Source organism: Mesorhizobium cantuariense (genome assembly GCF_042647205.1).
In the GTDB taxonomy this organism is placed as follows: Bacteria; Pseudomonadota; Alphaproteobacteria; order Rhizobiales; family Rhizobiaceae; genus Mesorhizobium; species Mesorhizobium cantuariense.
In genome coordinates, this window is record NZ_JBHRVD010000001.1 from 2,072,508 (window position 1) to 2,094,901 (window position 22,394).

Consider the following 22,394-nt stretch of genomic DNA (forward strand, 5'->3'; position numbering starts at 1 on the left):
TCGTACTTTTGATAGTATGCCCTGTCAGCGAGGGTGACATGTCGGATAGGAGCCGAGTTGATGTTCCGAGGGCCGGCACCGGTTCGCGCCTTCCGGTCGGTGCGGGCTTGATCGACGATGGTGCTGAAGCCCGTCACGAGCGGCGTGTCCTGACCGCGCTGTGCTACGATCTCGTCGGCTCCACCGAGTTGCTCGGACTGCTTGGTATCGAGGATTTCGAGGAACTGATCCTGGCGTTTCAGCTGGCTTCCAAGGAAGCGATCGCATCCTGCTCCGGCACCGTGAGGGTCGAGGTCGGCGATGGCGGCGTCGCAATGTTCCCAGTCGATCTGGGCGCGAAGGATTCGGCATCGCTGGCAATCAGCGCCGGGCTTGCGATCGTCAAGGCGTGCAAGCGCCTCGCGGCGGAGAAAGGGAGGAGCGACCTGCATGTAAGGGTCGGCGTGGCGACCTCAATGGCGCTGATCCTGAAGGGCGACACCGCCGCAGCGCAGGACACCGTCACCGGCCCTGCGTTTGCGCTGGCAGCCAGGCTGCAGGCAATCGCCCGGTCAGACACCGTCCTCGTTTCCAACGATACACGCAATCTGACACGCCGCTCACACGTATTCAGCTTCTGCGGCGCTCACCTGATCAAAGGTTTCGCGCAACCCGAGCAGGTCTGGCAGGCGCTGAGCCACAAGCGGAAGGTAGACCGCTTCTTCGCGTTCGGACGCCTCGCCAGCCCCTTGATCGACCGTACGGATGAGGCCAAGCTGATACATCAATGTTGGACCGAAGCCGTTTCGGGACGGGGCCAGGTCATCCTGATCGAGGGCGAAGCCGGCATTGGCAAGTCGCGCATCCTGCACGAGGTGCGTCGGCGAACGCGCTTCCAGCGCGACAAGTTGCTCCTCTTCCAATGTATGCCAGGCGACTCGCGCTCGACGCTGTATCCACTACGGCAGGCGATGGTGGGAAATTTCGACGCCGGCGAGCCTGCATTGACTTCGACGCTTGTGGCCGAGGTGTTCGCCGCGCATGACGTTCACGACGGTGAAGTCGTCGACATCTTTTCTTTTCTGCTGGGTGCGGAAGGCGCAAGTTCCGGGTTCCAGGAGATGGATCCGGACGTAATCCGAGAGAAGGCTGACTGGGCCGCGCGCCGAGCGCTACAAGCAATGTGCGCCGGTGGCCCGCTGGTCTTATTCGTTGAAGATATTCACTGGATCGACCTGACGTCGAAGCAGTTGCTCGGCGAGCTTGCAAAGCTGGTTCCCAGTTGTCCTGTGCTCTTGATCGTGACGACGAGGCCTGGATTTGGCGACTGGTTGGACGGAAGAAGCAAACATGTCCTGCTCGCGCCCCTCGAGCATGCCGACACCTTGCAGGCAATCGCGACGATGTGGCCTCAGGGCAAGCGAGCGCTCGCGCCTGAGCCTGAGCTGATAGAGTTGGTCGAGCGCGTAACCGGCGGTGTGCCACTGTTCATCGAAGAGGTTTGCCAATGGATGGCGGAGGATATCGCCAACCGCACGGAGCACCTGCCACAAGGCGCTTCGCTCGGCCGCGCGTCGGTGTTGGAAACTGTGCTGGATGCCCGGCTGGAGCCTCTCGGCCGCGCCCGCGAGGTAGCGCGAGCGGCCGCCGTCGCCGGCGGCAGGTCCAGCCTGGACTTGCTGTCGGCGCTCTTGCCGGAATTTGACCAGGGCACAATCTCCGCGGCGCTCGATGCCCTGGGCGAGGCAGGCTTCGTTCGCGCCAGGCACGCAGGCGTTTCGCTGTACGCGTTCCGGCATGCACTCATCCAAGAGACGATCTACAATGGAACGCTGCGGAAGCGACGGCAGACTCTACATCAGCGTCTCTATGCGGCGGTTAACGGCAACCGCAGCCTCGCCAGATGGCTGACGACGGCAGCACTTGCCGACCATGCCGAGCGAGGAGGCCTGCTGGAGGAGGCGATCGGCGAGTTCGTCAATGCCGGCATGGAAAGCTCGTCCCGTTCGGCCATGACCGAGGCGAGGCAGCTGCTCGAGCACGCCATTGGACTTTGCGAGCAGATTTCCGATCATGACAGACAGGACGCGCTACGGCTCTCGGCGATGGTGGCGCTCGGGCCGATACTGACGGCCGTCGAAGGGCCGAATTCCGAGCACGCCCGCAAGCTCTATGACGACGGCGTAAAGATCGCACGGCGGCGGCCGATGGCGGAGCGCGCCAAGTGGTTCCCGATCTATTGGGGTTGGTGGTTCACTGGCTCGATCGTCGATGGCGAGCGGGCGCAGGCCGTCGTCAGCGACCTGAAGGAGGTCAATGACCCAGAGATCCAGTTGCAGGCCAGGCACTGCTTGTGGGCGGTCGATTTCAATCGCGGAGACCATAGCGGATGCATAGCTGCGATTGATGCCGGATTGCCGCTCTATGACGTGGGCCAGGGGCACGCGAATGCCACCCGTTTCGGGGGGCATGACGCGCGTGTGTGCGGCTTGGCGCATCGTGCATTGTCGCTATGGTTCTCGGGGCGTGCAACAAGCGCTCTCCGGTCCATGTCCGAGGCCCGGCGCTGGGCGCAGCAGACCGGCCATGTCAGCAGCATTACGCATGCCTGCATCAATGACGCCATGCTCAGTTGCTATCGCCGCGACTTCGCAGCGCTGCGTCACGTGATTGCGGATCTACGACAGCTGACCGCGCGTTATCACCTGCCTTCGCTCGCCGTCTCGGCGCAAATCTTCGAGGGCTGGTGCGATGGCAACGCTGGCCATCTCGAGCAAGGCAAGGACAAGATGCGCGAGGGCCTCGGCCTGCATGGAAAGGTGCAGACGCCGGAGGACGAGCCCGTCTATTGCGGTATGTTGGCGGAACTTCTAGCGCGCTCGGGTGAGACTGACCAGGCGCTCGCGCTGCTTCATTCAGCTGTAGCCGAGGCCGAGGCGGGCGGCAGTCGCTACTGGCTGGCGGAACTGCACCGGCGAATCGCGCAACTTCTCGTCCTCGTCAAGGCGGAAGCCAGCCAGGCGGCAGCCGCCTTTGAGAGGAGCCTCACCACTGCAGCCGAGCAAAACGCCGTACCCATCCTGATCGGAACCTATGAGACGCTCAGATCATCGAATGTCTCGCCCGAACTGCTCCGTCGCTACAGCGATCGTGTCGAAACGGCAAGGAAGTCAGCCGAGCCCGGCGAACCGCTGATCGTGAACCCCGAACCGGAACTGCGGGCCAGCCGATAGTGGAACAGTATGAGCGCATTGGTCCTCCTGCAGACGAGGCGCTGACGTATCTGATGTCGATGCGACAAGCGTTGGGCATCACCCGTATTGCAGATATTACCGGCTTGGACCGCGTTGGCATCCCGGTCGTGCAGGCAACGAGGCCGTTCTCGTTTTCAAACGCAGTTGCGCAGGGAAAGGGCGCCAGCCTGGCTCGCGCCGCGATATCGGCCATTTTGGAATCCGCTGAAGGGTTTTTCGCCGAGCGCATCGAATATTTTGACGTCGTCCACGGTTCGGCCAAGTCGCTCGAGATACCCTCCGGGCGATATGAAACTTGGCTGCGAGAGCCCGCACTTGCTGATTGGCGAGACAAGGAAACGGCCTGGGTCTCAGCGGAGAACCTGCTAAGCGGCAGCTGCGAGTTCGTTCCGCTGGAATTGGTGCACACGGCCTATCTCGTACCGCCCAGCCCCTGTGACGGAATTTTCACGCCAACGACAACCGGACTGGCGGCCGCGCTTGATGAAACAGACGCCGTCACGCACGGCATACTGGAATGCGTCGAACGGGATGCGATCGCCCGCGCCCTCAAGACGCATGGCTTTCTGCAACATGAGCGAATCGATCCGGCGACCATCGATGACGCAAGGGTCCTGACGCTGTTGGATGAACTTGCACGAAAAGACATAATCGTCGGCCTTTGGCTCGCGCCGTCGCCTGTCGGCCTGCCAGTGATCTGGTGCCATCTGATGGAAAGCAATCCTCGCGAAACGGCACTGCTCAATCTGCCAGCCGATGGTTCGGCCGCTGCATTCGATCCGGCGGCAGCTGTCGTCCAAGCGATCCATGAGGCGGCGCAGGCAAGGCTTGCGGCGATATCGGGTGCGCGCGATGACATTACCCGGGCGTTTTATCCGAAATATCCGGACTGGCAGCTTATCGCGGCACACCGGCAGCTGATCACCGGCGGCCGCAAGGATGTGAGTTTCGCCAGCCAGCCTGCCTATCGAGCGGCGGGCGGCGAGACCTTGTTGTGCAGCCTTCTCACCAGGCTGGAGGAAAGCGGAATTTGCGCTGTGTACCTAGTCCGCCTTAACACCAGCCCTTGGAACCGGCTGTCGGCCGTCAGGATAATTATCCCCCAATTGTACCCGCTGGTGGAGTGACCGGATGCGGCCCTGGCTTCTTTTCGCAGGACCCACGCTATCGCATGCGGAGGCACTGCAGGTGGCCGACGTGATCTGCCTGGCGCCCGCCGTGCAGGGATCGATCATAGCCGCCGTGCAACGCTACGACCCGGCTGCCATCATCATTATCGACGGCGCCTTCCAGGCTGAGCCGGCAGTGAGGCACAAGGAGATACTGTGGGCGATCAGCCAGGCCATCCCGGTGATTGGTGCTGGAAGCATGGGAGCCTTGCGAGCCGCCGAGCTTTACCCATACATGCACGGCGTTGGCCTTATCTATCGATGGTACCGCCGCTTTGCTTTCCTGCCTGATGACGCAGTGGCAGTGCTGTATGGTCCGAAGGTGGTGAATTTTTCGCCACTGACCCACGCTTTGGTTGATTTGCGAATGACAGTCCGCGCCGCCTGGAGGCGGAACCTGATCTCCGCCGACTTGTCAGGAAAGCTTGAGAATGCGGCCCGGAACCTCAATTTTCGGGAACGTACGCTGTCGCGAATGGTCCGCGAGGCATCACCGGAAGCCGGTGACCATGATATCGAAGTCTGCCGGCAAATCCTCGCAGGAGCTTTCGTTCAGCAAAAGAAACGCGACGCACTGTCAGCTCTGCAGCTTATGCGCGAAAATGCATTGGTGCCGGCGGAATTGACGAATTTCAAAATGACGATCGCGTTTCTTCAAGATTTGGAGGACGCCGGCTTGGCAATCTGACGACAGCGTTGCTGGTGATACTTGGTGCAATTTACGAAGTACAAGCCTCGTGCTAGTGTCGCGGACCATGAGAGGGGCCGGGCAATTGGACGCGCTCGATGTCGCCGGTCGGGCGGCGATGTCGGTCGGAACACGCTTCCTGCTATACCCACAAGCGCCTCACCTTTCCGGGTACGAAAAACCCGAGGCGGTCTGGATTTCAACATCGCCCGGTTTGATCCATCCGGGCCCGGAAGATCATCGCATATACGTGCTTGATCCCGTGCTGGACAAGCAGCCGTACGAGTATCCCTACCTGCCGCCCTTCGTTGGCGCCTGTTTCCCACCAGCCGAACCCGGCTTTGATGGTCATTTCGACCACCTCTCTCCTCAGTCGCGCCAGTTCCTGGCAGCGCATGCGTTCGCGGCTGCGAGTCGGGTGCTGGACATCTGGGAAAGCTATCTGGGCAAGCCGATTGTCTGGTACTTCGCCGAAACATACGAGCGGCTTGAGATCATTCCCTGGGTTGACTGGGAGAATGCACAATCGGGGTTTGGATATCTGGAGCTTGGCCGCGAGCGTGGAGCCGACGGGCGCGGCCATCCGTACGCCCTGAACTTCGACGTGATCGCGCATGAAATGGGTCACGCCATACTCTTTTCTCTCTTCGGAGTGCCTACGGAAGGCCTGCAGGACAGCGACTTTGGGCCGTTCCACGAAGCCAACGCCGATCTGATTTCGCTGCTTTCGTTCCTGCATTTCGACAGCGGGATGGATCGATTGTTACGGCACAGCCAGGCAAACCTGCTTGTCCTCAACGAGCTCAACCGCATCGCCGAGCTGACGGGCGACAGCCAGATCCGCATCGCCAGCAACTCGCGCAAGATGTCGGAAGTGACCGAAGAGATTCATGACAGGTCTCGCCCATTCACGGGAGCTGTGTTCGATACACTGGTCGATCTCTATCACGCCGGCTTGGTGCGACAGGGCCTGGCCGACGAGCGCCTGCTTGGTTTCGACATCAGGCAGGTTGGCGAAGCCGACATGCGGCGCATTTCTAACTTCACGGGCGATGCATTCCGAGCCCGTCCGTTCCTTTTCAAGACCGAGCTAATCAAGGCGCGCGACGATGTCGCGCTCGCGCTCGCGCGCGCGTGGACGCGCCTCGATGCCGATCATCTCACATTCGCAGTCGCGGCCTCCACCATCATCGAAGTGTCCGACCGCATCCGCCCGGCGCTAGCGGCAAGCTTCGAAGAGAACTTCAGATGGCGGGAAATTTTATGAACTGGTGATTGCAACGGAGGAGTAACAACATGAGCGACGATTTTCACCGACCGACACTGACTTTTCCCGGTGGCGTATATAACGCCAGCCAAGTAAGGCTCTACGGCATTCCCGGAGTAGGGGTCTCGTGTTCCCAGGAAGTTCAAAGGCCGTTGGCACAAAAAACACAAGTATTTCTTCAAATATATCTACAGCTGATCCAAAAAAAGATGAGGAGGCAAACGAAAAACTAAAAAAGATGGTAGAAGAATTAAGAGGTAAAGGAAAAGATAAATTATCTGACGAAGAAATTTTCAAAAAACTTATTACTCTGCCGTCGTTTCCGTGGCCTATAGGAATGTCGTACCAAATTGCACTCGACACGCGAAAGTTTGGAAAAATTGCTTTATCAACATTGATAACAATCGAAGAGGCGATAGGGGAAGGAAAATTGCTTTCTTGTGGTATTATTGTAAGTTATTCTTATGAGGGACATTGCTATGATCTACCAAAACCGAAAATAATGTTGGTCCCAGCCTTTCCTGAAGAAATTCCACTCGACGATTGCGGCTATGACAAGAAAAACAGCCAAGATACGAGTGTCGAGGATAGATACATGCTTTGGATAGTCGACAAGCTTGATGAGTGCATTGAATTCGAAACGAACCAGGGGTTCGTCGAACAGATCGTTCTCGATGCCAATCTGCCGGGTAAGCGCTCACCCACGATGTATGCTTCCCGGATGATGATGGGGCATCGCGGGGGAAGACTTGGCGACTCATAGACGCGAGCGCGCGCATGACCGAATCGCGAGTTGTCGCCGGTCAGCCCCAGCCCGGCTTGCCGTTGTTGGCGGATAGGGCAGGCAGACAGGGCACCTAGTCTAGTCTAGCGGATCAGCAGCGCCGTGCCGTAGAGCCCGAGTGCGAACACCGTGTGCGATACCAGGTTCAGCGCCCGGATCTGCATCGGATTGGGGCGCCTCGATGCTGCCCAGCCGGCGCCCATGCCGGGCGCCAGCAGGAACCAGCCGGCACCAACCGTGACGATGCCGAGGATGAAGGCCGGCAGGAATGTCGGCGCTGCAAGCCAGCCCGCTCCGGCCAGCACGACCAGGACGATGCCGTAGACGATGCCGACAAAATAGTGAAAGGCCCAACCCAGCGCCTTTTCATGCGCGTAAGGCGCCGCATCGCCGATATCGTCGTGAAAGACCTTGTTGCGCAGGTGCCAAACCCAGCGACCGACCGGCCCCCAGTTCGGCCGTGGCTGGCCGAACGTCTTGTGCAGGAAGATGGCCCAGAGATCCATCAGCACGGTGGCGCCGATGCCGATCGCGATAGCGCGCCAGAAGATGTCAAACATCGATAGGGTCCCCCCAAAGACAAGCCTTGGACTGCAAGCGTGATCGTTGCAGGCCCACGCCCGACGCAGTCGCTGAAGTTCAAAGCTGTCCGAGAATATGAGCCGCGCCGGACTCGTCGACACCGGGCTTGGTCTCGACATTGACCGCAGTGACCTTGCCGTCGTCGACGACCATCGAGAAGCGCCTCGAACGCAGTCCCATATCGTTGCTGATGTAGTCGAGGCCGGTCGCCTTGGCGAAATCGCCACCGCCGTCGGCGAGGAACAGGATCTTGCCCTCACCGCCGGTGAAGCGCGCCCAGGCGCCCATGACGTGGACGTCATTGACCGAAACCACGGCTATTGTGTCGACGCCGCGCGCCAGGATGGCGTCATGGTTCTCGAGATAACCCGGCAAATGGTTGTTGCTGCAGGTGGGCGTGAAGGCGCCGGGAACTCCAAACAGCACAACCTTCTTTCCCGAAAAAATCTCAGCCCCGGTGATCGGCTTGGCGCCATCGGCGGTCATCGTCTTGAAGGTCACGTCAGGCAGCTTGTCGCCAACGGAAATGGTCATGAATTCCTCGCTTGGGAAAATGGGGAAGGACGTGTCTTTGCGTAGCGAACTCAACGGCTTCCCGCAACCGTTCGGGCAGGCTGGATCAAGGGAAAGGCAGAACCCCTTCGACCGCGCCCGCCGAACTCGTCAGGGTGTAGTGAAGTCCGCCATCCGTCGGCGTCGTCGACGGGCGATCGAGGATCGGCACGGTGAAGATCAGCTTGCCGTCCTTTTCGCTGCGCGCAGGGGTGCCGAACATGTAATCCCGCTCGCCGGCAACGAAGAAATCCGCCGCCTCCGAATCGCCGGGAAAGCTCGCCTCGACAATCAGCGTCTCGTGATCGCCCGGCAGCACATTGATGCCGAAGTCGGACCTCGCGGGCGCCGGCAGTGCCGTGAAGCTCGCCTTCACCAGCGCCGCGTCCTCGGCATTGTCCGGATCGGAGGCGGGGTCGACGGTCAGCCGCGTCTGCACCGGAATGCAGATCGTTTCGCAGATGCCGAGAAAGATGTCGGCATCGATGACCGCCGGCTGGTTCGGTGTCGCCAGCGTGAATGTCACCGGCAGCGAAACCGGATAGTTATAGCCAGCCCATTTGCCATAGCCGTCGTCATGGCGTTGGGGGGCAGGAAACGACAGAGCGGCGTCGGCGATGTTGGTGCTGGCTGAAATGTCGAGCTGCGGCGGCACGCCCGCGTCGCCCGGATCGCGCCAGTAGGTCTTCCAGCCGGGCTTGAGCGCGATGTCGAGAACGCCCTGGATGCGGCCGGCGTCATCGGCTTTGCCTGATGTCACCAGCCGGACCTTGCCGCCTTCGCTGTTGTACCACGCCGATGAGGAGGCGGCGGCGGGAAGAGCGGTTGCCGATCCGATGGCCGCGCTGAGCAGCAGGATTTTCAAGCTTTGCATAGCGGTGATTTGATCGTCCGTTCGTGGCCGCGCAATGATTTCATGGCCTTGCCGGTATCATATTTGCGTGACCTCGAGGGAGAAGAATGCTCGAGCCGGCGGCATAGGCTTTCGTCGAATCCCGCACGGCGCATCTTTTCGGCGCTTTGGAAACGCGTTACGCTCCCTTTCATGGACTTGTTGCGCCACAAGAAGACGGTCGCCAGCCGCGGCTTTCTCGACGATCAGTTCCTGATTGCCATGCCCGGCATGAAGGACGACCGTTTCACGCGCTCGGTCATCTATGTCTGCGCGCACTCGGATGAAGGCGCCATGGGCCTGATCATCAACCAGACGCAGCAGATGCTGTTTCCGGACCTGCTCGTGCAACTGGGCATCATGAACGAACAGGAGGCGATCCGCTTGCCGGCGCAAGCCCGCGACTTCGTCGTGCGCAATGGCGGGCCTGTGGATCGCAGCCGGGGCTTTGTCCTGCATTCGGGCGACTACCGGGTGGAATCGTCGCTGACCGTTTCGGACGACATCTGCCTGACGGCGACCGTCGACATATTGCGCGCCATCTCGTCCGGCCGCGGGCCTCGTCACGCGCTGATGGCGCTCGGCTATTCCGGCTGGGGCGCCGGCCAATTGGAGACCGAGATCGCCGAGAATGGCTGGCTGACCTGCCCGGCCAATGCCGAGCTTCTGTTCGACACCGACATCGAGCGCAAATACGACAGGATCTTGGCCTCGATCGGCATCGATCTCGCGCATCTCAGCCTCGCCGCCGGACACGCCTGAGCCCCGTATCGGAGCGGGTTTCCAAGCGGGCTCTCACGCCTGCGTCAGCGGATACTGTTCCTTCAGCGTCTTCAGCACCTGGTCACCCGGCATCGGCGCGCCGAACATGAAGCTCTGCACATATTCGCAGCCCATCTGGCGCAATTCCAGCGCATCGCTTTCGTCCGAAATGCCCTCGGCGACGACAGACAGGCCGAGCTCATGCGCCATGTTGACCATGGATTTGAGCAGCACCGCGCGCTTCGGCGTGTTGTCGTCGACGAAGCTCTTGTCGATCTTGATAGTGTCGAAGGGGAAACGCGTCAGATAGGCCAATGAGGAATAGCCGGTGCCGAAATCGTCGAGCGACAGGCCGATGCCGAGCTGCTTCAGCTTGGTCAGCACATGGGCGGTCTGCTCGGGATTGTCCATGACAAGCGATTCGGTGAGTTCGAGCCGGAAGCAGCGTGGCTTGAGGTTGGCTCGCGCGATGACGGAGCGGACGTCGCTGACCAGGTCGCGGCGGATGAGCTGGCGGCTGGACAGGTTGACCGAGACCGACAGCGGCGCGTCGCCGATCTGCTTTTGCCAGCCGGCCAGGTCTTCCGCTGCCTGTTGCATGGCGAACAGGCCGAGTTGCACGATCAGCCCGCAGCTTTCCGCGACCGGAATGAAATCCGCCGGCGGGATCATGCCGCGGCGCGGGTGGTCCCAGCGCAGCAGCGCCTCGAAGCCGGCGACGCTGCCATCCTCAAGCCGCACGATCGGCTGGTAAGCGAGCGTGAATTCGCGCCGTTCGATGGCGCGGCGCAGGTCGGATTCGAACTGCAGCCTGTCGGTGCCGACGGTGCGGAAAGCCGGGCGGAACGGCTCGATCCTGTCGCCGCCGAAGCGCTTGGCCTGATGCATGGCAAGCTCGGCATCCTTGACCATGTCCTCGGCCGACATTTGCGGCGAGTTCCAGGTGATCAGTCCGATCGAGGCCGTCAGCACGATCTCGCGCTTGGCGAAGGTAATGGGGTTGTTGATGGCATGCTTGATGGCGTCCGCCACGGCGGCGATGCGGGCCGGGTCCTGTTCGGACAACAGCATCAGCGCGAACTGGTCGCCAGCAAAGCGCGACAGCGAATCCTTCGGCTTGAGCAGCCGATGCAGGCGGCGCGCAATGGTCAAAAGGATGGTGTCGCCGGCCGAGATGCCGAGCCCGTCATTGACTTGCTTGAAACGGTCGATGTCGATGACGAAGACGGTTGGCCGCACCTTCTCTTCGGTGCGGGCGATCGAGATGATCGCTTCCAGCCGGTTCATCAACAATTCGCGGTTCGGCAGGCCGGTCAGATTGTCGTGCACGGCATCGTGCAGCAGCCGCTCTTCGGACTTCTTCTGCTCGGTCACGTCGACCATGGTGCCAACGCAGCGAATGACCTCGCCGTCAGACCCGATGACCGGGCGCGCGCGTAGCGAGAACCAGTGATAATGGCCGTCGGCGCCGCGCAGGCGGAAGTTCTGCGACACCCGGCCGCGCCGGTGTTCGAGCACGACGTCGAGCGTCGTGCGGAACGTATCGCGGTCGTCGGCATGCAGCACCGGCAGCCAGTTGCGCGCCGCACCGCCAAGGCTGTTGGGCGCCAGGCCGAGCTGGATGCTGACATCGGGCTTGGTGACGACGCGGTCGCGCAGCACGTCCCAGTCCCACACCGTGTCGCCAGATCCGGCCACCGCCAGCGCCTGCCGCTCGAGGTCGGAAAACAGGCCCTGATGCAGCGCGCCGCCGGCAAAGGCATGCTGCATGACGGTGAAGCCGATCAAAAGGATGATCAGGATCAACCCGCCACCCAGCGCCGGCTGGGCGATATCGTTGTCGAGCATGCCGGTGATCGCCATCCACGATCCGCATAGCCACAACAGCACCATGACCCAACTGGGCACCAGCATGATGGCGCGGTCATAGCCACGTATGCCGAGGAAGATGATCAGGCCGAGCCCGGTCAGCGCGGTGGCGGCGAAGGACAGCCTGGCGATACCGGCGGCGACCGCCGGATCGACGATGGCGACGCCGGCGATCAGCAGCAGTCCGAGAATCCAGACCAGCGCGCCATAGCTGAAATGGCCGTGCCACCGGTTGAGGTTGAGATAGGCGAACAGGAACACCACGAAGGTTCCCGCCAGCGCCACCTCCGTTCCCGCTCGCCACATCTGCTCATTGCCGGGCGAGATCTCGATGATCTTGTTGAGGAAGCCGAAATCGACGCAGATATAGGCCAGCACCGCCCAGGCAAGTGCCGCGGTCGCCGGGAACATCGAGGTTCCCTTGACCACGAAAAGGATGGTCAAAAACAGCGCCAGCAGGCCGGCGATGCCGATGACGATGCCGCGAAACAGCGTGTAGGAATTGACCGAGTCCTTGTAGGATTCAGGATCCCACAGATAGACCTGCGGCAGCTTAGGCGAGGCGAGCTCGGCGATGAAGGTGATCACCGTACCGGGGTTCAGCGTCACCCGGAACACGTCGGCGTCGGGGCTGGTCTGGCGGTCGAGCGCGAAGCCTTCGCTGGGCGTGATGGCGGCGATGCGGGTCGAGCCGAGATCCGGCCAGAAGATACCGGAATTCACCAGGCGGAAATGCGGTGCGACGATCAGCCTGTCGAGCTGCTGGTCGGTGGTGTTGGCGAGCGCGAACACCGCCCAATCGCCGGTCGAACGCGCATCATTGGCCTCGACCTCGATGCGCCGCACGATGCCGTCCGGCCCGGGCGCCGTCGATACCTGGAAATTCTCGCCCTGGTTCCGGTAGATCTCGACGGCGCCGGAAAGGTCGAGCGCGACGTCGTCGCGGGCAATCTTGATCGGTTCGACGGCGAAGGCCGACGATGCCGCGCCCAGCGTCAGGATTATCGCGAGGACAAAGGCGAACAGCGGCCCGTTGCGCAGGAAATTCGTCAAAAATCAGTCCTTCGTTCCAACGCCCGGCGGATCGTCCGCGATCCGGGCGTAGAGATAGTGGTCCTGCCAGATGCCGTTGATCCTGAGATAGGATCGAAGAAGTCCTTCGCGCCGGAATCCGGCTTTTTCAAGCACGCGGATCGACCGGATATTGTCGGGAATACAGGCCGCTTCGATCCGGTGCAACCTCAGCGTATCGAAGGCGAAGCGGGTCACCACCTTGACCGCGTCGGTCATCAGGCCGCGACCGCCGAAGCGCTCGCCGATCCAGTAGCCGATATGGCCGCTTTGAGAGACCCCGTGGCGTATGTTGCCGAGCGTTATGCCGCCTGCCAGCTTGCCGCTGCTCCTCTCGAAGATGAAGAAGGCGATCGCGGTCCCTTGCGCATAATCTTCGCGGTAGCGGCTGATGCGCAGCCGCCATGCGTTGCGGTCGAGTTCATCCGGCGTCCAGCGCGGCTCCCATGGTTCGAGGAACGCCCGGCTTTCGCCGCGCACCGTCGCCCACTCGCGGTAGTCGTTGGTGAACGGTACGCGCAGCGTGACGCGGTCACCTTTCAGTGCCGGCAGGTCACGGCGAAAGAAAGGGAGCGCGAACATGGCGCTTTGAGGGGCTTAGACGGCGAGCTTGCGAGCCGTGGTCTGCGTGCCCGCGAGCGATTCGAGGATCGCCTCGTATGGCGCCAGTGTACCCACAGGCCCGACAGCGGTAAGCGTCGGCTTGGTCGAGAACAATCGCGACGACAGATCGGTCAGCCGCTCGATCGTCAGCGCCGACAGCCGTTCCATCAGTTCCTCCTTGGCGATCGGCCGGCCAAACAGAAGCAGTTGCCGTGCGATCTGCGAAGCGCGGCTGGCCGGGCTTTCGGCGGACATGATCAGCCCAGCACGATATTGGGCGCGCGCGCGATCGAGTTCCTCCTGCAGGATCTTCTCGCCGGCCTTCTGCAGTTCGTCGATGATGACAGGCACCAGTTCGGCGATGTCGCTCTGGCCGGTGGCGGCATGGACGCCGAAGACGCCGGTGTCGGAAAAGCCCCAATGGAAGGCATAGACCGAATAGCACAGGCCGCGCTTCTCGCGGACCTCCTGGAACAGGCGCGACGACATGCCGCCGCCGAGGATCATCGACAGCACCTGCGAGGCATAGAAATCCCGCACATGATAGGCGCGGCCCTCGAACCCCAGCACGATCTGCGCGTCCATCAGGTCGCGGTCCTCGCGGAAGTCGCCGCCGACATATTGCGCATATTGCGGGATGGTGCTGTCGGCCTTGCTGCGGAAGCCGCCGAGTTGCTTTTCGACCTCGCGCACGAAATTGTCGTGCTTGATGTCGCCGGCAGCGACAATCACCATGCGCTCGGCGCCATATTGCCGTTCGATGAAATCGTGCAACTGCTTCGAGGTGAAGGATTTGACGGTTTCCGGCGTGCCCAGGATCGAGCGGCCGATGGTCTGGTGGCGAAACGCCGTCTCGGTGAAACGGTCGAACACGATGTCGTCGGGCGTATCGTGCGCGGCGCCGATCTCCTGCAGGATCACATGCTGCTCGCGTTCGAGTTCCTGCGGGTCGAATTCGGACTCCTGCAGGATGTCGGCAAGAATGTCGACGGCCAGTGGCACGTCGTCGGAGAGCACCCTGGCATAGTAGGAGGTGGTCTCGACGCTGGTGGCGGCGTTGATCTCGCCGCCGACGTCCTCGATTTCCGAGGCGATTTCGAAGGCGCTTCGCCTTTTCGTGCCCTTGAACGCCATATGCTCGAGCAGATGGGCCATGCCATGCTCGTCTTCGCGTTCATTGCGGGCACCCGACTTGACCCAGGCACCAAGGGCAACCGATTCGATGCTTTGAAGGGTTTCGGTGGCGACTGTCAGGCCGTTCGACAGACGGCTTACCTCAACACCCATATGGCTAGTACTCCCTAACGCGCCGCCCGTGTGTGGCGGCCGACATAATCTTCCACCATTTTCAGGTCGGATGGAAGTACCGTGTATTTTTCCTCCGCTGTCATCAACCCGCCTAGCCATGCAGGCAGGGCGGGCGAGACGCCGCTGGCGGCTTCGACGGCGGCCGGAAATTTTGCCGGGTGCGCGGTGCCCAGCACCACCATCGGCACGGCGCCCGCCGCCTTGCCCGCCGCGACATGCACGGCTGCCGCGGTGTGCGGATCAAGCAGATAGTTGCTGGTCGAGAGCGTCGAGCGGATGGTGGCGGCAACCTCGTCCATATCAGCCCTGCCGGCGTCGAATTCGGACCGCATGCCGGCGATTTGCGGGGTTTCGATGGTGAAAGCGCCGGACTGCTTCAGACCGTCCATGTAGCGCCGCACGGTCGCGGCGTCACGGCCGGAGGCCTCGAACAGCAAGCGTTCGAAGTTGGACGACACCTGGATATCCATCGACGGCGAGGTGGTCGCAAAGACGCCCTTGGTGCGGTATTCGCCGGTCGCGAAGGTCCGCGCCAGGATGTCGTTGTCGTTGGTGGCGATGACCAGCCGTTCGATCGGCAGGCCCATCTTCTTGGCGGCGTAGCCGGCGAAGATATCGCCGAAATTGCCGGTCGGCACCGTGAAGGAGACCGGCCTGTCCGGCGCGCCGAGCGACAGCGCCGAGGAGAAATAATAGACGATCTGGGCCATGATGCGGGCCCAGTTGATCGAATTGACGCCCGAAAGCGCAACCCGGTCGCGAAAGCCGTGATCGTTGAACATGTCCTTGAGCAGGCCTTGGCAATCGTCGAAATTGCCTTCGATCGCCAGCGCATGGACGTTTTCAGCCGTCGATGTTGTCATCTGCCGCTGCTGCACCGGCGAGACGCGGCCGTGCGGGAAAAGGATGAAGATGTCGGTGCGGCTGCGCCCGGCAAAGGCATCGATTGCCGCCCCGCCGGTGTCGCCCGAGGTGGCGCCGACGATGGTGGCGTGCTGATCGCGTTCGGCAAGCACATGGTCCATCAGCCGGGCCAGAAGCTGCATCGCCACATCCTTGAAGGCGAGCGTCGGCCCGTGGAAAAGCTCCAGGATGAAGGTGTTGGGGCCGGTCTGCACCAGCGGGCAGACGGCCTCGTGGCGGAAGGTGGCATAGGCTTCGCGCACCAGCCGTTCGAAGACGGGTGCTGCGATTTCGCCTCCGAGGAATGGCGTCAGGATGCGGATGGCAAGATCGGGATAGGCAAGGCCGCGCATGGCGCGGATCTCGGCTGCGGAAAACTGCGGCCACTCGCGCGGCACATAGAGCCCGCCGTCGCGCGCCAGCCCAGCCAGCACGGCGTCGGAAAATCCAAGAATGGGGGCTTCCCCGCGGGTGCTCACATATTGCATGTCACAAATCCGTTACTGCTTGGCTTTTCGGTCCACCGCAAGGTGGTTAATTTCTGCGCAGGCTCAGTCGCATTTTTGCCGCGCGGTTGATATACGTCACCAGCTTTGCGAGAGGGAAGTGCAGTTTCATGGCGTTTCGTACATTCAGTGGTCGCTTTTTGGCGGGTCTTGCGCTCACCGGCTTTATGCTTGCCGCCGCCGGCTGCCAATCGGGCGACAACGGCATCCTGAACCTCGGCATCGGCAAGAAGGACCCGACGGCGCCGCCGCCGCCGCAGGATCCCAAGATACTGGCCAGCCAGTTGCAGGCCTATTGTCCCAGAGTGACGGTGCGCGATGGCACGGCCTTCTTCAACACCTACGCCAAGGACACCCAGAAGCCCAAGCCCAAGCTCAAGAAGACCGGCGACGCCGCGGAAGATGCCGCGGCCCAGGCTGCGGCTGACGCCGCCGCTGCTACTCCGCCCGACGAGTCGGCGAACATCATCTACCAGGCATCGATCAGCGACGTGACACGCGACTGCAGCCGCGCCAACGGGCAGCTGACGATGAAGATCGCGGTCGCCGGCAAGGTCGTGCCCGGACCGAAGTTTTCTCCAGGCACCATCACCATGCCGATCCGCGTCGCGGTGATGCATGGCACCGATGTTCTCTATTCGCAGATCCACCCCTATCAGATCCAGGTCACCGACCCCTCGGTCGCGACGCAGTTCGTCTTCACCGATTCCAATGTCGTTGTGCCCGAGCCGACGGCGCAGGACTATCAGGCCTTTGCCGGCTATGATGAAAACGCGCCGAAGGCAACGACGGACAAGCCGAAGAAGAAGCAGAGGAAGAGAGCCGCCGCGACGAACTAGATCTCGCGGCATTTGCACGAGGCGTGCGTCGCGGCGCACGCTTCTCAGGCGTCCGACCACTCCGACAGCGCCGCGATCACGCTTTTCAGCTCCGCCCAGCGGCGGATCACCGTCTCGGCGCCGGCCTCGGTCAGGGCGTCGGCGTGGCCGGGATAGCTGTGTCCCGCGCCGGTGAAGCCGATCACGCGCATGCCTGCCGCCCTGGCGCCGTGCACGCCGTGCACGGAATCCTCGATGACGAACGTGTTCGCCGGGTTGGCGTTGAGTTTCTCCGCCGCGAACAGGAACACGTCGGGGGCGGGCTTTGTTTTCCCGGTCGGTGTTTCCATCGCCGAGAAAATCCGACCGGCGAAGAACGGCAAAAGATGCACCTTCTCCAGCATGAATTCGATCCGCTCGGAGCGTGAATTCGAGCACACGCAGCGCGGCACCGTCACCGCGGCGACCGCCTCGCGCACGCCGTCGATGGCGCGGACGTCGCTGCGCAGTTTGCGGTCGACCAGCTCTTCGGCGCGGTCGATCAGCGAGGCCTGGAACGGGATGCTGGATTTCTCCTCGACCCGCATCATGATGTCCTTGAAGGTCAGTCCGGCATAGGTTTCCGCAAGTTCCTCGGCCGATATTTCGTATCCCGCCAAGGTCAGCAGTTCCGCCTCGATGCGTGCGGCGATGATTTCGGAATCGACGAGCACGCCGTCGCAATCGAAGATGACAAGGTCTGGCTGGGGCATGGTGATCCGGACAATGGGAGGATGAAGTGGCCTCGGAAGGCTCAGGCGGCGCGGCATACACCAACGGGGCCACCTTCGCAAATTCGGCAGACCCATCCCTTGGCCTTCACCGAATATTTACGCTGATCGGTAACCATAACAGAGAGTAAAACAGTAACGCGTGCCTAGGGTGTCAGAATGTCTGCCGTGCGTCTTCTCGACGAGCTATCCCACGCTCCCCAGCAATCCGAGTGGCTGGACACGATCCTCAAGGGCGACTGCGTCGCCGCGCTCGACCGGCTGCCAGAAAAGTCGATCGACGTCATCTTCGCCGATCCGCCCTACAATCTGCAGCTCGACGGCGACCTGCACCGGCCCGACCAGTCGAAGGTCGACGCCGTCGACGACGACTGGGACCAGTTCGAGAGTTTCGAGGCCTATGACGCCTTCACCCGTGCCTGGCTTCTAGCGGCGCGCCGGGTCTTGAAGCCCAATGGCACCATCTGGGTCATCGGCTCATACCACAACATCTTCCGGGTCGGCGCCAAGATGCAGGATCTCGGCTTCTGGATCCTCAACGACGTGGTCTGGCGCAAGACCAACCCGATGCCGAATTTCCGCGGCCGCCGCTTCCAGAACGCGCATGAGACGATGATCTGGGCCACGCGCGACCAGAAGGGCAAGGGCTATACCTTCAACTACGAAGCGATGAAGGCGTCCAACGACGACATCCAGATGCGCTCCGACTGGCTGTTTCCGATCTGCACCGGCGGTGAGCGGCTGAAGAACGACAATGGCGACAAGCTGCATCCGACGCAGAAGCCGGAAGCACTGCTTGCCCGCATCATGATGGCCTCGACCAAACCGGGCGACATCGTGCTCGATCCCTTCTTCGGTTCCGGCACCACCGGAGCGGTGGCCAAGCGCCTCGGCCGCCATTTCGTCGGCATCGAACGCGAGCAGGCCTATATCGACGCCGCCAACGAGCGCATCGATGCGGTGCGGCCGCTGGATGGTGCCGATCTCACCGTGCTCACCGGCAAGCGCGCCGAGCCGCGCGTTGCCTTCGTCAGTCTGATCGACACCGGGCTGATGATGCCGGGTGCGACACTCTACGACGCCAAGAAGCGCTGGGCGGCCAAGGTACGCGCCGACGGTACGGTGGCGATCGGCGACAGCGCCGGCTCGATCCACAAGATCGGCGCCGAAGTGCAGGGGCTGGATGCCTGCAACGGCTGGACCTTCTGGCATTATGAGCGCAGCGGCGGCCTGACCCCGATCGACGAGCTTCGCCGCATTGCACGGCTTGGCATGGAGCGGGCAGGGGCCTGAGCCCCTGCCAATGGCTTCGAATTCCGTTGATTCAAAGGTTCAACAGATCGCTCGAAGCGATTCAAATCACGCCTTGATTCCGAGGCGTTCAAGGTCTGCTTGAAGCGTCTTTGCGTCGGTGAACAGCACCGACTGCCAGCCTGCCGCCTTGGCGCCGTCGACATTCTTCTGGCTGTCATCGATGAACAGCGTCGCGGCCGGTTCGAGGCCGAAGGCAGCGACGTGATGATCATAAATGCCGCGATCCGGCTTGATCAGGCCGATCTCGCCCGAGATGGTGACGCCGCGCGGCCGTTCGAGGAAATCGAAGCGCTCGCGGGCTTCGGCCAGCGTGTCGCTGGCAAAATTGGTCAGCATGGTCACGTCGTGGCCGCTTTCGATCAGGCCGACCATGATGGCGACGCTGTCTTCATAGGCATGTGGCACCATTTCGTGCCAGTGGCGGCGGAAACTGCGGATGTTTTCCGCGTGATCGGGATGGTCTGCTATCAGCAGCGCCTCGGCCTCTTCCCAGGTCCGGCCGCGATCCTGCTCGATGTTCCAGTCATGCGTGCAGACATTGTCGAAGAACCACTTTCTCTCTTCGGCATCCGGAATGAGGCGGCCGAACGGAATGTTGGGATCGTAGTGGATCAACACTCTGCCGATGTCGAAAACGATGTGGCGTATTTCAGTCATGGGGCCTCTTTGCACTGTGTGGCGACGGTTTTTTCGTCGCGCCGGGTATCGCCACTTCAATTGCCTTTTTCATGACGGTCGGTAGCGCTTCCCCGGAAATTTCATGGACCAGCGACCAGAAATGTCCCGCCGGCGCATCACCTTTGATGTGGGCGTGAAAGACTTCGAGTTCGAGAGCGAAATGCGTGAAGATATGCGCAATGCGGCCTGCATGCCGCCAGTCGGCGGGCAAGGGCGCGGCTGCTTCCGTGGTCGCCCCATCGATCCGCGCGGTCCAGCCTGTCGTCGGCACTTCTGTCATGCCGCCAAGCAGTCCTTTTTCCGCGCGTTTGCGTAGAAGGATAGCACCGTCGCTTCTGACCGCGACGAAGGCAGCGCCGCGCCGCAGCGGCTTGTCGGCCTTGGGCAGGCGCACCGGGAAGTGCTCGGGATCGCCTGAAACGACGGCACTGCAGTCTTCACGCAACGGGCACAGCATGCAGCGCGGCCGGCGCGGCGTGCAGATGGTGGCGCCGAGATCCATCATCGCCTGGGCGAAGTCGCCCGGCCTTTTGCTTGGCACCATGCGCTCGACATGGGCGCGGATTTCTGGCTTGGCCTCGCTTAGCGGCGTTGTGATCGAAAACAGCCGGGAGATGACGCGTTCGACATTGCCGTCGACAACGGCGGCGGGGCGATCGAAGGCGATCGCCGTGATCGCCGCCGACGTATAGGCGCCGATGCCGGGCAATTCTCTCAAACCCGTCTCCGTGTCGGGAAACCGGCCGCCGCGCTGGGCCACCAGATCGGCACAGGCCTTGAGATTGCGGGCGCGGGAGTAGTAGCCGAGCCCGGCCCAGGCCTTCATCACGTCTTCGGGGGACGCCGCGGCCAATGCCTCGACATCGGGCCATTTCTCAACAAAAACCCGGAAATAGGCCTTCACCGCTTCGACGGTGGTCTGCTGCAGCATGACTTCGGACAGCCAGATGCGGTAGGGATCAGGCCTTGCCCCCCTCGCATGTTCGCGCGGCGTGATCCGCCACGGCAGTTCGCGATGATGCACGTCGTACCAGTCGAGCAGGCGGGACGCGATATCCCCGGATGTGGCTTTGCCACTATCCCAGGATGCGGTCTTGCGGGTCTGGTCTGCTGATGCCATTGATCTTGTATTGGCCTGGCCGGTATCTGCTGGGGTCGTGGCTGGAGAACGTACATGGCAGGGAGAACGCACTACGGCAATCCCGTCCCGGTCAGCGATCTTGCGACCAAGATCCTCGACCCGGTGCTGCGCAAGCGGGCCGGCATTTCGATCGGCCTCGTCCAGTCATGGGAAGAGATTGCCGGCCCACGGCTGGCCAGCCACTCGCGCCCTGAAAAAATCCAGTGGCCGCGCCGCATGCATGAGGACGACCCGTTCGAGCCGGCGATCCTGGTCATTGCCTGCGAAGGCATGGCTGCACTTCATCTGCAGCACGAGACCGGCGAGATCATCAACCGGGTCAATGCCTTCCTCGGTTTCACCGCCATCAGCCGCATCAGGATACTGCAGAAGCCGGTGACAGCCGCCAAAGGAAGGCGCAGACCGGCCCTCAGGCCGCTGACGGCGGCCGAGAAGACGAAATTGTCCGGAACCGTCGGCTTGGTCGACAATGATGAGTTGCGCGCCTCGCTGGAAAAACTTGGCGCGACCATTATCGGGGAGAGAAAGTCATAGGTCTCTCGAAGAGAATCATGGATTTGTCGTCAATATCTCGCATTCGTGATCGCTCTTGTCAGGTTTCGCGATTGGATTGGGGATCGAGATGCCTTAATTCGCGCCAACTCTCGCCTTTTCGTGCCTTTGCATTGCAAAATCCAACCCTTGTCAGGTGATTCGTATGAACCGTCCCCCGTTCGGCCAAAGCTTTTCTCGCAGAAACATCCTGTCTTCGCTGGCCGCCATTCCTGCGGTTGCCCTGCTCGCCGCCTGCAGCGACTCTGGCGAGGAGGCGAAGGCCGCGGATGTGAAGCCCGCGAACCCGGCCGCTCCCGCGAAGCCCGCCACGCCGGCCGCCGCTACCGCGCCGGAAGCCCAGGGCACCGTGGATATGGCGGAACTGATGAAGCCGGGTGCGCTGCCAGACAAGCAGCTCGGCAAGGACGACGCCAAGGTCACCATCGTCGAATACGCCTCGATGACCTGCCCGCACTGCGCGCATTTTGCCGAGACCACCTTTCCGGATCTGAAGACGAAATACATCGACACCGGCAAGGCGCGCTACATCCTGCGCGAATTCCCGTTCGATCCGAGTGCCGAAGCCGGTTTCATGCTGGCGCGCTGCGCCAAGGACAACTACTACCCTATGGTCGACGTCCTGTTCAGGCAGCAGGCGAACTGGGCTGGCGTTCAGAACACCAAGGATGCACTGCTGCAAATCTCGAAGCTCGCCGGTTTTACACAGGAGTCCTTCGAGGCCTGCTTGACGGACCAGAAACTTCTGGACGATGTGAGATCGGTCCAGAAGCGCGGCGCCAATGAATTCAAGGTCGACTCGACGCCGACCTTCTTCATCAACGGTAAGACCTACAAAGGGGCGATGTCGATTGAGGAAATATCGGCCATCATCGACCCTCTGCTCTGACGTTCGGGCAGCACTGAGACTGCCGCGCTTCGGCGCGCGCGGC

General features: G+C 61.8%; 20 protein-coding genes. 10 read left to right on the top strand and 10 right to left on the bottom strand.

From position 1 onward, the window contains the following. The first annotated feature begins 107 nt into the window (after positions 1-107). The 5 genes from ACFOJ9_RS09575 (at position 108) to ACFOJ9_RS09595 (ending at position 7,120) form a co-directional block, all read left to right on the top strand. A complete protein-coding gene (locus ACFOJ9_RS09575; RefSeq protein WP_378978648.1) occupies positions 108-3,212 on the top strand; it encodes an ATP-binding protein in 3,105 nt (1,034 codons plus the stop codon). Beyond that, positions 3,212-4,360, top strand: coding sequence for a YcaO-like family protein (locus ACFOJ9_RS09580; protein WP_378978649.1), 1,149 nt, complete (start codon positions 3,212-3,214; stop codon positions 4,358-4,360). The genes ACFOJ9_RS09575 and ACFOJ9_RS09580 overlap by 1 nt, the downstream gene beginning before the upstream one ends. A 61-nt stretch (positions 4,361-4,421) precedes the next feature. Further along, positions 4,422-5,090 (top strand): TfuA-like protein, encoded by a 669-nt coding sequence (locus ACFOJ9_RS09585; RefSeq protein WP_378978650.1) that lies wholly within the window; start codon positions 4,422-4,424, stop codon positions 5,088-5,090. Between the two features lie 67 nt (positions 5,091-5,157). Continuing rightward, the gene (locus ACFOJ9_RS09590; protein WP_378978651.1) at positions 5,158-6,357 is read left to right on the top strand and encodes a hypothetical protein; all 1,200 of its coding nucleotides are present in this window, start codon (positions 5,158-5,160) and stop codon (positions 6,355-6,357) included. Between the two features lie 127 nt (positions 6,358-6,484). Continuing rightward, entirely contained in the window at positions 6,485-7,120 is a 636-nt protein-coding gene (locus tag ACFOJ9_RS09595; protein WP_378978652.1) for a hypothetical protein, read from the top strand. 104 nt (positions 7,121-7,224) lie between these two features. Here the strand turns inward: ACFOJ9_RS09595 and ACFOJ9_RS09600 are convergent, their stop codons facing one another. From ACFOJ9_RS09600 to ACFOJ9_RS09610, 3 genes are all read right to left on the bottom strand, one after another. Then, positions 7,225-7,701 (bottom strand): DUF2938 domain-containing protein, encoded by a 477-nt coding sequence (locus ACFOJ9_RS09600; protein WP_378978653.1) that lies wholly within the window; start codon positions 7,699-7,701, stop codon positions 7,225-7,227. Between the two features lie 79 nt (positions 7,702-7,780). Beyond that, a complete protein-coding gene (locus tag ACFOJ9_RS09605) occupies positions 7,781-8,257 on the bottom strand; it encodes a peroxiredoxin (RefSeq protein ID WP_378978654.1) in 477 nt (158 codons plus the stop codon). Between the two features lie 85 nt (positions 8,258-8,342). Next, positions 8,343-9,149, bottom strand: a complete 807-nt coding sequence (locus ACFOJ9_RS09610) for a protein-disulfide reductase DsbD domain-containing protein (RefSeq protein ID WP_378978655.1) — start codon at positions 9,147-9,149, stop codon at positions 8,343-8,345. A 171-nt stretch (positions 9,150-9,320) separates the two neighbouring features. Between ACFOJ9_RS09610 and ACFOJ9_RS09615 the strand changes: the two genes are divergently transcribed. Beyond that, complete coding sequence (locus ACFOJ9_RS09615) at positions 9,321-9,929, top strand: YqgE/AlgH family protein (RefSeq protein WP_023808594.1); 609 nt, start codon at positions 9,321-9,323, stop codon at positions 9,927-9,929. Between the two features lie 33 nt (positions 9,930-9,962). Here ACFOJ9_RS09615 and ACFOJ9_RS09620 read toward each other — a convergent pair whose 3' ends face one another. From ACFOJ9_RS09620 to thrC, 4 genes are read right to left on the bottom strand one after another with little or no spacing between them, the layout of a single operon-like run. Continuing rightward, positions 9,963-12,851, bottom strand: a complete 2,889-nt coding sequence (locus ACFOJ9_RS09620) for an EAL domain-containing protein (RefSeq protein ID WP_378978656.1) — start codon at positions 12,849-12,851, stop codon at positions 9,963-9,965. Between the two features lie 3 nt (positions 12,852-12,854). Beyond that, positions 12,855-13,451 carry a GNAT family N-acetyltransferase gene (locus ACFOJ9_RS09625; protein ID WP_378978657.1) on the bottom strand — a complete coding sequence of 199 codons (597 nt, stop codon included), beginning with the start codon at positions 13,449-13,451 and terminating at the stop codon, positions 12,855-12,857. Positions 13,452-13,466: 15 nt separating this feature from the next. Beyond that, positions 13,467-14,759 carry a M16 family metallopeptidase gene (locus tag ACFOJ9_RS09630; protein WP_027035927.1) on the bottom strand — a complete coding sequence of 431 codons (1,293 nt, stop codon included), beginning with the start codon at positions 14,757-14,759 and terminating at the stop codon, positions 13,467-13,469. Between the two features lie 14 nt (positions 14,760-14,773). Continuing rightward, a complete protein-coding gene (gene thrC, locus ACFOJ9_RS09635; RefSeq protein WP_378978658.1) occupies positions 14,774-16,171 on the bottom strand; it encodes a threonine synthase in 1,398 nt (465 codons plus the stop codon). 128 nt (positions 16,172-16,299) lie between these two features. On the opposite strand from thrC, the gene ACFOJ9_RS09640 reads away from it, so the two are divergent. Beyond that, positions 16,300-17,028 carry a hypothetical protein gene (locus ACFOJ9_RS09640; RefSeq protein ID WP_378978659.1) on the top strand — a complete coding sequence of 243 codons (729 nt, stop codon included), beginning with the start codon at positions 16,300-16,302 and terminating at the stop codon, positions 17,026-17,028. Between the two features lie 44 nt (positions 17,029-17,072). On the opposite strand, the gene ACFOJ9_RS09645 is transcribed toward ACFOJ9_RS09640, so the two are convergent. After that, positions 17,073-17,759 carry an HAD family hydrolase gene (locus ACFOJ9_RS09645; protein ID WP_378978660.1) on the bottom strand — a complete coding sequence of 229 codons (687 nt, stop codon included), beginning with the start codon at positions 17,757-17,759 and terminating at the stop codon, positions 17,073-17,075. 177 nt (positions 17,760-17,936) lie between these two features. On the opposite strand from ACFOJ9_RS09645, the gene ACFOJ9_RS09650 reads away from it, so the two are divergent. Next, positions 17,937-19,070: a site-specific DNA-methyltransferase gene (locus ACFOJ9_RS09650; protein ID WP_127290830.1), complete on the top strand. Its 1,134-nt coding sequence runs from the start codon at positions 17,937-17,939 to the stop codon at positions 19,068-19,070. A gap of 66 nt (positions 19,071-19,136) precedes the next feature. Here ACFOJ9_RS09650 and ACFOJ9_RS09655 read toward each other — a convergent pair whose 3' ends face one another. Together ACFOJ9_RS09655 and mutY are read right to left on the bottom strand one after the other, a co-directional pair. After that, positions 19,137-19,748: an HAD family hydrolase gene (locus tag ACFOJ9_RS09655; protein WP_378978661.1), complete on the bottom strand. Its 612-nt coding sequence runs from the start codon at positions 19,746-19,748 to the stop codon at positions 19,137-19,139. Beyond that, positions 19,741-20,889: an A/G-specific adenine glycosylase gene (gene mutY, locus ACFOJ9_RS09660; protein ID WP_378978662.1), complete on the bottom strand. Its 1,149-nt coding sequence runs from the start codon at positions 20,887-20,889 to the stop codon at positions 19,741-19,743. The genes ACFOJ9_RS09655 and mutY overlap by 8 nt, the downstream gene beginning before the upstream one ends. A 54-nt stretch (positions 20,890-20,943) precedes the next feature. Here mutY and ACFOJ9_RS09665 point away from each other — a divergent pair, with 54 nt between their 5' ends. Then, the gene (locus ACFOJ9_RS09665; RefSeq protein ID WP_378978663.1) at positions 20,944-21,444 is read left to right on the top strand and encodes a DUF721 domain-containing protein; all 501 of its coding nucleotides are present in this window, start codon (positions 20,944-20,946) and stop codon (positions 21,442-21,444) included. Between the two features lie 163 nt (positions 21,445-21,607). Continuing rightward, complete coding sequence (locus ACFOJ9_RS09670) at positions 21,608-22,351, top strand: DsbA family protein (protein ID WP_378978664.1); 744 nt, start codon at positions 21,608-21,610, stop codon at positions 22,349-22,351. Positions 22,352-22,394 lie beyond the last annotated feature (43 nt).